General features: G+C 71.7%; 10 protein-coding genes, 1 pseudogene and 1 riboswitch. All 11 genes and pseudogenes read left to right on the forward strand.

Features of this window, described 5'->3' with window-relative positions; all coding sequences use genetic code 11:
• Positions 1–24: 24 nt before the first annotated feature.
• A pseudogene (locus OVA15_RS13390) lies at positions 25–2337 on the forward strand (Rne/Rng family ribonuclease); the annotation flags it as partial.
• Between the two features lie 642 nt (positions 2338–2979).
• Positions 2980–3681, forward strand: a complete 702-nt coding sequence (locus OVA15_RS03290; protein ID WP_268143045.1) for a hypothetical protein — start codon at positions 2980–2982, stop codon at positions 3679–3681.
• A 109-nt stretch (positions 3682–3790) separates the two neighbouring features.
• Positions 3791–3889, forward strand: a riboswitch (TPP riboswitch).
• Complete coding sequence (thiM, locus tag OVA15_RS03295; protein WP_268143047.1) at positions 3880–4791, forward strand: hydroxyethylthiazole kinase; 912 nt, start codon at positions 3880–3882, stop codon at positions 4789–4791. (Overlaps the previous riboswitch by 10 nt.)
• A complete protein-coding gene (gene thiE, locus OVA15_RS03300; RefSeq protein ID WP_268143049.1) occupies positions 4788–5447 on the forward strand; it encodes a thiamine phosphate synthase in 660 nt (219 codons plus the stop codon). Before thiM ends, thiE begins: the two co-directional genes overlap by 4 nt.
• Positions 5444–6310, forward strand: a complete 867-nt coding sequence (thiD, locus tag OVA15_RS03305) for a bifunctional hydroxymethylpyrimidine kinase/phosphomethylpyrimidine kinase (RefSeq protein WP_268143051.1) — start codon at positions 5444–5446, stop codon at positions 6308–6310. Before thiE ends, thiD begins: the two co-directional genes overlap by 4 nt.
• A gap of 291 nt (positions 6311–6601) precedes the next feature.
• Positions 6602–6913 (forward strand): 50S ribosomal protein L21, encoded by a 312-nt coding sequence (rplU, locus tag OVA15_RS03310; RefSeq protein WP_006214638.1) that lies wholly within the window; start codon positions 6602–6604, stop codon positions 6911–6913.
• 88 nt (positions 6914–7001) lie between these two features.
• Positions 7002–7259: a 50S ribosomal protein L27 gene (gene rpmA / locus OVA15_RS03315; protein ID WP_006214639.1), complete on the forward strand. Its 258-nt coding sequence runs from the start codon at positions 7002–7004 to the stop codon at positions 7257–7259.
• A gap of 226 nt (positions 7260–7485) precedes the next feature.
• Complete coding sequence (gene obgE / locus OVA15_RS03320; RefSeq protein ID WP_206390085.1) at positions 7486–9090, forward strand: GTPase ObgE; 1605 nt, start codon at positions 7486–7488, stop codon at positions 9088–9090.
• A gap of 111 nt (positions 9091–9201) precedes the next feature.
• A complete protein-coding gene (proB, locus tag OVA15_RS03325) occupies positions 9202–10653 on the forward strand; it encodes a glutamate 5-kinase (protein ID WP_206390086.1) in 1452 nt (483 codons plus the stop codon).
• Positions 10654–10773: 120 nt separating this feature from the next.
• Complete coding sequence (locus tag OVA15_RS03330; protein WP_442786719.1) at positions 10774–12105, forward strand: glutamate-5-semialdehyde dehydrogenase; 1332 nt, start codon at positions 10774–10776, stop codon at positions 12103–12105.
• Positions 12106–12241: 136 nt separating this feature from the next.
• The gene (locus tag OVA15_RS03335; protein WP_251715414.1) at positions 12242–12490 is read left to right on the forward strand and encodes a hypothetical protein; all 249 of its coding nucleotides are present in this window, start codon (positions 12242–12244) and stop codon (positions 12488–12490) included.
• Positions 12491–12538: the final 48 nt, after the last annotated feature.

The raw sequence follows: 12538 nt of genomic DNA on the forward strand, positions 1-12538 counted from the left end.
GGTACCCGCAGGAGCACAGCACACATGGCATCAGAGCAGGCACAGCCCGAGTCGGACTCCTCGCCGGAGGGCGCGAACGTCCCGGCGGAGAACCCCTCCACCGATTCCGCTGACCCGTCGGCCCAGACCGAGATCGACCTGGGCGCAGCGGCTCAGGACACCCCCACGGAACCCCGGGCGACCACCGCTGAGACGGCATCCGCTGAGCCGGCCTCGACGGATCCCGCCCCGTCGGCGGACGCCGGGACCGAGCAGGCCGAGGCCGGCGGCAAGAAGAGCCTGACAGACCAGACCGAGCAGACGGAGTCGGCGCAGGACGAGGAGTCCCAGCAGGAGGGCGAGCGCGTCGAGACCGAGGGCCAGGCCGCCGAGCAGGCAGATCCGGCGCAGACCGCCTTCGAGGCGCTCGAGTCCGCAGAGCACACGCAGGAGCAGGCCAGCACCACGATCCTGCGCACCGCGCCGCTGGGCGGCAGCGAGCAGACCCAGGAGGCGCAGAGCCAGCAGCAGCCGGCCCAGCAGGAGCCGCCGCAGCAGGGCAAGGACGAGGAGACCAAGGACGAGCAGCCGGCGGCGGATCCGTTCGCCGCGTTCGGCGCGGCTTCGGCCACCTCGCTGCTCTTCCACGCCCCGGCCCCGGAGGACGTCGCCGCGGCACGGAGCGCGCCGAGCGCGAGCGCGAGGAGGCTCGTCTGCGCGAGGTGCAGGAGGAGGAGCAGGCCGAGGAGGCCGAGTACGAGGACCCGGAGCCCGGTGCGGGGGTCACGAGCCGACGTCGGCGCAGGCGCCGTCGCGGCTCGGAGGATCTGGAGCTGATCGGCGGGGACGACGGCGACCCGGAGCAGACCATCACGCGCATCCGCACCGCGCGCGTGGTCGACGGCTCCGCGCCCACCACCGTGCAGTCGGTCAAGGGCTCCACGCGCCTGGAGGCCAAGAAGCAGCGTCGTCGCGAGTCGCGTCAAACCGGGCGCCGCCGCCAGGTGATCACCGAGGCGGAGTTCCTGGCTCGTCGGGAATCGGTCGAGCGGACCATGGTGGTGCGGCAGAAGAACGACCGCATCCAGATCGGCGTGCTCGAGGACGGGATCCTCGCGGAGCACTTCGTCTCGCACACCCAGCAGGACTCGCTGATCGGCAGCGTCTACCTGGGCAAGGTCCAGAACGTGCTGCCGTCCATGGAGGCCGCCTTCGTGGACATCGGCCGCGGCCGCAACGCCGTCCTCTACGCCGGCGAGGTCGACTGGGACAAGGCGAGCCTCAACGGTGCGGCCAAGCGCATCGAGAATGCGCTGAAGCCCGGAGACCCGGTGCTGGTGCAGGCCACCAAGGACCCGGTGGGGCACAAGGGCGCGCGCCTGACCAGCCAGATCTCCCTGCCGGGGCGCTACCTCGTGTTCGTGCCCGGCGGCTCGATGACCGGCATCTCCCGCAAGCTGCCCGACGTCGAGCGCCAGCGGCTGAAGAAGATCCTCAAGGACCACCTCCCGGAGGGTGCGGGCGTCATCGTGCGCACCGCCGCCGAGGGGGCTTCGGAGGAGGAGCTGACCAACGACATCAACCGCCTGCGCACCCAGTGGGAGCAGATCCAGGAGAAGGCGGCCCAGGGCAAGACGCTTGCGCCGGAGCTGCTGTACGCCGAGCCGGATCTGACCATCAAGACCGTGCGCGACGTCTTCAACGAGGATTTCACCGCCATGCACGTCCAGGGCCAGGAGGCCTGGGACGGCATCGAGGCCTACGTGACCTACGTGGCACCTGACCTGCTGGACCGCGTCCACCGCTGGGAGAGGGACGAGGATCTCTTCGCCCACTACCGGGTGGACGATCAGATCTTCAAGGCACTGGAGCGCAAGGTCATGCTGCCCTCGGGCGGCTCCCTGGTGATCGACCGCACCGAGGCCATGACCGTCGTCGACGTCAACACGGGCAAGTTCACCGGCTCCGGCGGCAATCTCGAGGAGACCGTCACCAAGAACAACCTCGAGGCGGCCGAGGAGATCGTGCGGCAGCTGCGCCTGCGCGATATCGGCGGCATCGTGGTCATCGACTTCATCGACATGGTGCTCGAGGCCAACCGCGACCTCGTGCTGCGGCGCCTGGTCGAGTGCCTGGGTCGCGACCGCACCAAGCACCAGGTCGCCGAGGTCACCTCGCTGGGGCTCGTGCAGATGACCCGCAAGCGCATGGGCACCGGCCTGCTCGAGGTCTTCTCGGAGGACTGCGAGGCCTGCGACGGCCGCGGCGTGGTCGTCCACGATCACCCGCTCAAGGGCCGCAGCTCGGGCTCCTCGGACAACCGGCAGGGTCGCAACGACCGCAAGCGCAGCCGTCGTCTCCCGGGCGCTCAGGACGAGCAGCGTCCGCGCGCCGAGGATCCGGAGCAGGCCAAGCGCGCACAGGCCACCCGAAGCGCCCTGGCCGCGATCGCCTCGGCCAGCGGCCACGACACCGACTCCTCCGCCTCGGCAGGAGAGCGGACGGAGGCAGCCTCTGCGAGCGAGTCCGCCGGGGACCAGGAGTCCCAGGGCCAGCGCCCGCAGGAGTCCCAGGACTCCCGCGAGAGCGGCAAGCGTCGTCGCAAGCGCCGCGGCAAGCGCTCGCGCGGCCGCGGTCAGGACGGCCAGGCCCCGCAGGACCAGAACGATCAGGACCGCAGCGACCAGGCCCAGAGCGACCGGCAGGACTCCCCCGCAGGCCGATCCGGGGCAGGGCCAGGACACCGGCGCCCAGGCAGAGCGGGGCCGCGGTGAGTCGGACGGCCGCTCCGGGCAGCGCCGGCAGCGCGGTGAGCGATCCTCCGGCCGTGGCGGCCGCGGCCGGTCCGAGGCGCAGTCCGGGGCCCGCTCCGAGGACGAGACCCGCTCCCTGATCGAGGCGCGCATCCGTGCGGCCTCCGGCGAGGCTCCCGAGGCGAGCGCCCCGCGCGAGGACGCGGCGGATCAGCCGGCCCCGGAGAAGGAGGCCGACGGCGAGTCCATGCCGCGAGAGGCATCGGAGCCGAAGCGCCGGGACGCCGCTCAGGGCCCCCAGGGACGACGTGAGCGGCGATCGCGCACGGCGCGAGCCGAGTCGCAGGAGGCGGCCCAGGGTGCTTCCCAGGGCGAGCAGGCGGCTGCCGCTCAGCAGAAGCGTCGCAGCCGCACCGCGGCCGCTGCCCAGGCGGCGCCGGAGCCGGTCCAGGCCTCGGCCGCACCGACGGCCCCGGCCGCTCAGGGCACGGCGACGGTGCGCGATGCGGACGCGGAGCAGGCCGCCCCGATGCGCCAGCGGGCGCGTCGCTCGCGTCGTGCGGCGGCTCCGGCGGGCACGCCCGCGGTCCCGCAGTCGGCTCCTGCGGCTCCGGCCGCCTCGCCGACCGTGACCGCAGGCAGCGCCTCGGTGGTCTCGACCTCCGAGGGAGCCTCGCAGGTGACGATCAACGGCGAGGTCATCGAGCTGCCGCAGGGCCAGAGCGCCGCCGAGGCGCTGGGCGCCGGGGCTCGTCCGGCTCGCAGCTCGAGTCGCTGGCCAGCTCGCTGGGCGAGCGCGAGCCCGGTGCCGCCGGTCCGCGCCGTCGCCCGCGCCGCTCGCGCCGCGCCAGCGCCCCGGAGGCCGCACCCCAGGCGGGTCCGGCGCAGGATGGCGGGGACGCCTCGCAGGGTGAGCTCGAGCGCTCCTGAGCGCAGTCGGCGCCGGTGATCGGCCGGCGCCGACGGGACGACCCGATCGCATGACGGCCGTCTCCCCGAGAAGGGGAGGCGGCCGTCGTCGCCTTCGCCCGGGCAGTCGGATAAGGCGTAGACTGGGCAGGCACGACACGGGGTGCCGCCCGAGCAGGCGGCTGAGAGCACACCCGTCGAACCTGAACTAGTTCGCACTAGCGGAGGGATTGTCGCCATGACGCACAGTCGCACCCTGAATCCATCGCACGACGCCTCCGGGCCGGTCTCGGCCCGGATGGCCCAGCTGCTCGAGCAGCTGCGCAGCACGCGCCCCCTGGTGCAGTGCCTGACCAACACGGTGGTCTCCAACTTCACCGCCAACGCCCTGCTGGCCCTCGGCGCCGCTCCGGCCATGACGGACATCCAGGGGGAGGCCGGGCCGTTCGCCGAGATCGCCGACGGCATGCTGATCAATCTGGGCACTCCCGATCCCGAGCAGCGCGGCGCCATGCGCGAGGCCGCTGCCGCCCGGCAGGCCGGAGGCCGACACTGGGTGCTGGACCCGGTGGCGATCGGTTCGCTGCCGATCCGCACCGCCCTTGCCGCCGAGCTGCTGGAGTCCCGTCCCGCGGTGATCCGCGGCAACCCCTCGGAGGTCCTGGCTCTGACCGGAGGGGCCGGGGGCCGCGGCGTCGACACGACGGATGCCCCGGAGGCCGCGGTGCAGGCCGCTCGGCAGCTCGTGTCGACCGGTTGCGCCGATGCCGTGGCCATCTCCGGGCCCGTCGATCTGATCGTCTCCGCGTCGGGGACGCTGCGAGTGCCGCACGGTCACGAGCTGCTGACCCAGGTGGTGGGCGGAGGGTGCGCCCTGGGCTCCGTGATCGCGGCCTTCGCTGCCGTCGCGCAGGACCCCGCCGACGCCGCCGCGGCCGGGAGCCTGGTCTGGGGACTGGCGGCCGAGGACGCCGCCGATCGCTGCCAGGGCCCGGGGTCCTTCGCCGTGCATCTGCTCGACGCCCTGGCCGGGCTGCGCCCCGAGGACGTCGCCGAACGGTGCCGCGTCGAGGCGGAGGCGGCCGGCGCACCGAGCGCCGCGGACGGTGCCGCCGCCGGGGCGGGTCAGGCAGAGGAGGCCGGGCGATGAGCCCCCGATTCGACCCCGCCGCACTGTCGCTCTACCACGTCACCGACCCCCAGCTCAGCCGGCCTCGCAGCGTCCCCGAGGTCGCGCGGCTGGCTGTCGAGGGCGGGGCGAGCATGATCCAGGTCCGGGCCAAGGATGCCTCCGGACGCGAGCTGCTCGAGCTGCTCGAGGCCGTCGTGTCGGCCGTCGACGGCGCGGCCCCGGTGGTCGTGGACGATCGCGTGGAGTGCCACCTGGCCGCACGCGCCCGGGGGATCGCCTGCGACGGCGTCCACATCGGCCAGTCGGATCTGCCCCCGGAGGACGCCCGGCGCCTGTGCGGCCCGGAGGCGATCATCGGCCTCTCCGCCGCCTCGCAGGACGAGATCGCCGCCGCAGTGGCGCTGCCCCCGGCAACGGTGGACTATCTGGGCATCGGCGCGGTGCGGGCCACGGAGACCAAGCCCGACGCCCCGCAGCCGCTGGGCATCGACGGCTTCGCCCGGGCGCGAGCTCTGAGCCCCCTGCCTGCTGTGGCCATCGGCGGGATCCGGCCGGAGGACGTCGCGGGGCTGATGGCCGCAGGTGCCGACGGCGTGGCCGTGGTCTCCGGGATCTGCGCGGCTGCCGATCCGCGCCTGGCGGCGCAGACCTACCGGCGGGAGATGCAGCGATGAGCTCGACGACCTGGAGCACGACCAGCACGCGCGCCGTCCCGCGCGTCCTGTCGATCGCCGGCACCGATCCGACCGGCGGCGCCGGTCTGCATGCGGATCTGAAGACCATCAGCGTCCTGGGCGGCTACGGCATGGGTGCGGTCACCGCTGTCATCGCGCAGAACACCTGCGGTGTGCGCTCGATCCACACGCCGCCGCCGGAGGTGCTGAGAGATCAGCTGCTGGCCGTCTCCGACGACGTCGTCGTGGATGCCGTGAAGATCGGCATGCTGGGCAGCGCCGGTGCGGTCGAGGTCGTGGGGCAGTGGCTGCAGGAGCAGAAGCCGCCGCTGTGCGTCATCGATCCCGTCATGGTCGCCACCGCCGGTGGGACGCTGCTGGAGTCCGAGGCGCTCGGCGCCGTCCTGGAGCTGCTGGGCTCCGCCGACCTGGTGACGCCGAATCTCACGGAGCTCGCCTCCCTGCTGGACCGGGCGCCGGCGCAGGACTGGCCCGAGGCCCTCGAGCAGGGACGGCGCCTTGCAGATCAGCTCGGCGTGGCCGTGCTCGTCAAGGGCGGGCACCTGCCGGGGGAGCGCACCCCTGATGCGCTGGTCGCGCCAGGGCAGGAGGAGCCGGTGGCGCAGTGGGACGCAGCGCGGATCGACACGAGCTGCACCCACGGCACGGGCTGCTCCCTCTCGAGCGCGATCGCCGTGCTGGCGGCGCGCTCGGGGCGTCTCCCGGAGTCCGTGGAGGCGGCGCGGGGCTGGCTGCGCGGAGCGCTCGAGCATGCCGAGGAGCTCGAGGTGGGGCGGGGCAGCGGTCCGGTGCACCACGGGCACCACCTGGCACCGGCCCTGCGCGGGATGCTCGGGGCGTGACCCGGATGACGACTCGCGCGGGGGCGATGTCCTTGTCCGCAGCGGTGACGATGGAGTAATCTGCTTGTTCAGTGCCATGCCGCATGACCCCTCGCGACACCGTCCATGTCATGAGTGCGGGACTTCGGAAGGCACACCCGGGTGCAGCTCCTGACCGCTGAGAAGCCGCGTCGGCCGTACTGTCTCCATCCCACTGGCAGGCCGACGCCACGGTGATCTCGGCGTCGTCAGTCAGGCAGGAGCGTCTGCGCCCCCAGACAGTGATTTCTACTCGAGAGAAGTGAGTTCCCCGTGGTTTACGCGATTGTCCGCGCAGGCGGCCGCCAGGAGAAGGTTGCCGTCGGCGACCTCGTGACCCTCGACCGTGTCGCCGGTGAGACTGGCAGCACCCTCGAGCTCCCCGCGCTCCTGCTCGTCGACGGCGACAAGGTGACCTCCGAGGCCGAGAAGCTCTCGGGCGTCAAGGTCACGGCCGAGGTCGTCGAGAACCTCCGCGGCCCCAAGATCCGCATCATGAAGTACAAGAACAAGACCGGCTACAAGAAGCGCCAGGGTCACCGTTCTGAGCTGACCACCGTGAAGGTCACCGACATCAAGGCCTGACCGACCCGGTCACCCTCTCCACACTCCATGGGTCCGCCCGAGCCTCCGCGGCTCGAACCGGACCGACTAGCGAAAGCAGGCAGCAGCCATGGCACATAAGAAGGGCGCAAGCTCCACCCGCAACGGCCGCGACTCCAACGCCCAGTACCTGGGCGTCAAGCGCTTCGGCGGCGAGTCCGTCAACGCCGGCTCGATCATCGTGCGTCAGCGCGGCACCCACTTCCACCCCGGTGAGAACGTGGGCCGCGGCAAGGACGACACCCTGTTCGCCCTGGCCACCGGCCAGGTGGCCTTCGGGACCAAGCGCGGCCGCAAGGTCGTCAACGTCCTCGCAGCGGCTGAGTGACCCGGCGACCGCTGCAGCGACCCTGAGGGGGTGCTGCAGCGGTCGCTCGACGCGGGATCATCCGCGTCACGCTCACCATGAGGAGTCAGAGGGTGGGTGCCACGTGCGCCCGCCCTCTCTTCCGTTTCAGGACCCCGCCGGCTGAACGCCTGGCGGAACGCACATCTCGGCGCCCTCAGGCGCCGATCAGCTGCCGGCGCGGGACGCCCGGCAAGGAAGGGAGACCATGGCCGAGTTCGTCGACCGAGTGGTCCTCCACGCAGCGGGCGGCAACGGCGGCCACGGCTGCGTGTCCGTCCGACGCGAGAAGTTCAAGCCGCTGGGCGGACCGGACGGCGGCCACGGAGGCGACGGCGGCTCCGTGATCCTGCGGGTCGACGGCCAGTCCACCACGCTGCTGCCGTATCACCGCTCCCCGCACCGCTCGGCGCCCAACGGCGGCCCGGGCATGGGCGATGACCGCAACGGGTTCAAGGGCGAGGACCTGATCCTCTCGGTCCCGGACGGCACTGTCGTGAAGGACCGCGACGGTGAGGTCCTGGCGGATCTGGTCGGCGTCGGCTCCGAGTTCGTGGCCGCCGCAGGCGGTCAGGGCGGGCTGGGCAACGCGGCCCTGGCCTCTCCCAAGCGCAAGGCCCCCGGCTTCGCGCTGCTGGGCCTTCCCGGCGACGCCCGGGACATCGTGCTCGAGGTCAAGTCCCTGGCGGACATCGCGCTGGTGGGCTACCCGTCGGCCGGAAAGTCCTCGCTGATCGCGGCCATGTCCAAGGCGCGGCCCAAGATCGCCGACTACCCGTTCACGACCCTGGTCCCCAACCTGGGCGTGGTCGAGGCCGGGCAGTACCGCTACACCGTCGCCGACGTCCCCGGCCTGATCCCCGGCGCGTCCGAGGGCAAGGGCCTGGGCCTCGAGTTCCTGCGCCACGTGGAGCGCTGCGCCGCCCTGGTGCACGTCATCGACTGCGCCACCCTCGAGCCCAACCGCGACCCGATCTCCGATCTGGAGGCGCTCGAGGCCGAGCTGGCCGCCTACGCGATCGACGGCAAGCTCGACGGCGGCCGCTCCATCCCGCTGCTGGAGCGCCCCCGCCTGGTGGTGCTCAACAAGATCGATGTCCCCGATGCCCGCGAGCTGGCCGAATTCGTGCGCCCGGACCTGGAGGAGCGCGGCTACCGCGTCTTCGAGGTCTCCACGGCCTCGCACGAGGGGATGAGCCTGCTGGGCTACGCCATGGGCGAGCTCGTCGAGCAGGGCCGCGAGGCCGAGGCTCCGGATGAGACCGCACCGGCCGTGCTGCGGCCCGAGCCGCTGCGCACCCGTCGCGGCGGGAAGGTCGGGGTCCCCGACTTCACGATCACGCGCGAGGAGCGCGGCCTCGAGCCGCTGTGGCACGTGCGCGGCGAGAAGCCCGAGAAGTGGGTCCTGCAGACCGACTTCAACAACGAGGAGGCGGTGGGCTACCTGGCCGACCGCTTCGCCAAGCTCGGCATCGAGGACGAGCTGTTCCGCCAGAAGGCCCGACCCGGCGACGCCGTGCTGATCGGTCCCGAGGAGGACGGCGTGGTCTTCGACTGGGAGCCCACCATGGTCGGCGGCGCCGAGCTGCTCGCGGCACCGCGCGGCACGGATCCGCGACTGCAGGACACCACGAGCCGTCCCACGCGCGAGCAGAAGCGCCGGGAGTTCTACGATCGGATGGACGCCAAGACCGCCGCGCGCGACGAGCTCGAATCGGAGCGCCTGGCCGGCGTGTGGACCGAATCCGTCGACGAGAAGCGCCGAGCCCGTCAGCAGGGCGGCAGCCAGGGCCGGGACACCACCGAGGACTGAGCCCGGCCCTGCCGCAGCGCGGCACGACAGCAGCACCCTAGCGACACGCACGATCCCCCTGACCTCTTCAGACCTGCCCCGCAGCGGGGCACAGGAAGGACACGGACAAGCATGGCGAAGGTCTTGCACAAGAACGACATCGACCGCATGGGCGGGGAGGCGGAGAAGTCCGTCGAGCAGATCAGCTCCGAGAACCGGGGGAAGAACCGGGTCTCGCCGATCACGAGCCCGTCGCAGATCCCCAGGGCCCAGCGGATCGTCGTGAAGGTCGGCTCGTCGTCGCTGACCAGCATCCAGAACTCGATCGACGAGGCCGCGATCCAGCGCATCGTCGCCGCGCTGGGCCAGCAGAAGAAGCGCGGCAAGGAGATCGTCTACGTCTCCTCCGGCGCGATCTCGGCCGGTCTGTCGCCGCTGGGCTTCGACAAGCGCCCCAAGGAGCTGGCCGCCCAGCAGGCCGCCGCCTCCGTGGGCCAGGGCCTGCTGATCGGCCGGTACATCGACTCGCTGGCCCGCTACGACGTCCAGGTGGGCCAGGTCCTGGTCACCGCCGAGGACCTCATGAAGCGGCATCACTACCAGAACACGCACCGCCAGATCGAGCGGCTTCTGGACCTGGGCGTGCTGCCGATCATCAACGAGAACGACGCCGTGGCCACCCAGGAGATCAAGTTCGGCGACAACGACCGCATCGCGGCGCTGACCGCGAACCTGGTCAAGGCCGACGTCCTGCTGCTGCTCTCGGACGTGGACGCGCTCTACACCAAGCACCCGGATGAGGGCGGTGAGCGCATCCCGGTCGTCGAGGATCCGCTCAAGGACCTCGAGGGCGTCGAGATCGGCACCGTGGGCCGGGCCGGCGTGGGCTCCGGCGGCATGGTGACCAAGGTCCAGGCCGCCCGCATCGCCGCGGCCGGCGGCGTGCCCGCGCTGGTGACCTCCACCGCGAACATCGAGCGCGCCCTGGCAGGCGAGGACGTCGGCACCTGGTTCCTGCCCACCGGCGGGCGACGCAACACCCGCCTGCTGTGGCTGGCGCACCTGGCCGACATCAAGGGCTCGCTCGTGCTCGACGACGGCGCCGTCAAGGCCATCGGCAAGCGCAAGTCGCTGCTGCCGGCCGGCGTGACCGAGGTCCGCGGCCGCTTCGCGGCAGGTGAGCCGGTCTCGTTGGTGAACTCCGAGGGCGAGGAGGTCGCCCACGGGCTGTCCAACTACGACTCCGAGGACATCCCGGACATGCTGGGCCGCACGACCCGGGAGATCGGGGAGGACCTGGGCTCGCGCTTCGAGCGCGAGCTGGTCCACGTGGACAACCTCGTGACCATCCGCCCGCGCTCGGCCAAGACCAAGGTGCGCCGCCGCGCCAGGACCCAGTCCATGCCCAAGGTGAAGGCCAAGGACGGCGCAGGCGCGAAGTCCAAGGCCAAGACCAAGGACAAGGACAAGGCCGAGGGGAAGTCCAAGGCGAAGGCCAAGGACGGCGCCGCCGCGAGGTCCGCCTCCCGCAAGCGCAGCACCTCCGACGCCGCGGACAAGCCCCGCAAGCGCAGGAGCGAGTGATCCGGCGGCCTGCCCGGCGCGGAACAATGCGCCGGGCAGGTTCGCTGTGCTGAGCAGGAAGACCACCGGAGCAGGATGATTCACGACCCCGCCGCGACGGCGGAGGAGGAGCACACCCTGATGAGCGAGAACACCACGAACGACACCGCCTCGACCGATGCCTCGGTCCGCCTGACCCACGAGACCTTCGGCGAGGACCCCCAGGTGGCCGTCGGGCTCATGGCCGATGACGCCAAGGTGGCAGCGCGCACGCTGGCCACGACCACCCGCTCGCGCAAGGACGCCGCGCTGCTGCACATCGCGGAGGCCATCGAGAAGTCCTCCGAGCGCATCATCGAGGCCAACAGGCGCGATATCGACCGCGGTCGCGAGAACGGGACCTCCTCGGCCCTGCTGGACCGGCTGGAGCTGGACGAGGACCGCATCAAGGGCCTCGCGGATTCGCTGCGCGAGCTGGCCGCGCTTCCGGATCCCGTCGGCACCATGGTGCGCGGAGAGACCCTGGCCAACGGATTGCGCATGCGCCAGGTGCGCGTGCCCATGGGCGTCGTTGGCGCGATCTACGAGGCGCGCCCGAACGTGACGGTCGACATCGCCGGCATCGCCCTGAAGTCGGGCAACGCCGTCCTGCTGCGCGGCGGCTCCGCTGCCGCCGAGTCCAACCGCGTGCTCGTCGGGCTGATCCGCGACGCCCTGGCGGACAAGCGGCTGCCCGTGGACATCGTGCAGACCGTCGACGACTACGGCCGCGACGGAGCCACGGCGCTGATGTCGGCGCGCGGCAAGGTCGACGTGCTCATCCCGCGCGGCGGTCGCGGGCTCATCCAGTCCGTCGTCCAGAACGCCACGGTTCCGGTCATCGAGACCGGCGAGGGCAACGTGCACGTCTTCATCGATGCCTCGGCCGCCGAGAAGATGGCCGTCGAGGTCGCCGTGAACGCCAAGACCCATCGCACCTCCACCTGCAACACCGCCGAGACGCTGCTGCTGCACAAGGACTCCACTGCCGGTGCCGCCGTGCTCGAGGCGCTGATCAAGGCCGGAGTGACGCTGCACGTCGACGAGCGCGCCGCGCAGCTGCTGCCCTCCGGCTCGGATCAGCCGGCGGCCACGGAGGAGGACTGGGAGACCGAGTACCTCGACATGCACATGGCCGTGAAGGTCGTGGACTCCCTGGACGAGGCGCTCGAGCACATCGAGAAGTACACGACCCGCCACACCGAGGCGATCGTGACGAACGATCTGGCCGCTTCCGAGAAGTTCATCGCCTCGATCGACGCCGCAGCCGTGATGGTCAACGCCTCCACGCGCTTCACCGACGGCGGCCAGCTCGGCCTGGGCGCGGAGATCGGGATCTCCACGCAGAAGATGCACGCCCGCGGGCCCATGGGCCTCGAGGAGCTGACCACGACCAAGTGGATCGTGCAGGGCGACGGCCACATCCGTCCCTGAAGCAGGAGACGGCCCGCGCGGGCCGGAGGCAGGCTGGGCGCAAGCTGAGCCGAAGCCGCGAACGGGGCTCCTGGACCGCTACCATGGTGGGTGACCAGGAGCCCCGCGCGCGTGCGGGGAGACAGAAGGGAAGACCATGCAGCAGACCTCAGTGCTGATCCAGGCTGCCGAGGGCGGCCACCACATCGTCAACGAGCTGCCGGTCAACGGGCCGTGGTTCGGCATCGTGGCCTTCATCGTGTTCATGCTGCTGCTGATCACCACCCTGACCTTCGGACCCCGCAGCCAGTCGCCGGATGAGACCGACCACCACGTGGATCCGGCCCAGCTGCCGGCTGACGAGGCCGCCATGCTGGCCAGCTACTCGGCCAAGCGCGGGCACTGAGCGCAGCAGGACATCCCGGACACCCCGTGTCGGAGACCTCCGAGCTGA

Source organism: Kocuria sp. SL71 (assembly GCF_026672465.1).
GTDB classification, from domain to species: domain Bacteria; phylum Actinomycetota; class Actinomycetes; order Actinomycetales; family Micrococcaceae; genus Kocuria; species Kocuria palustris.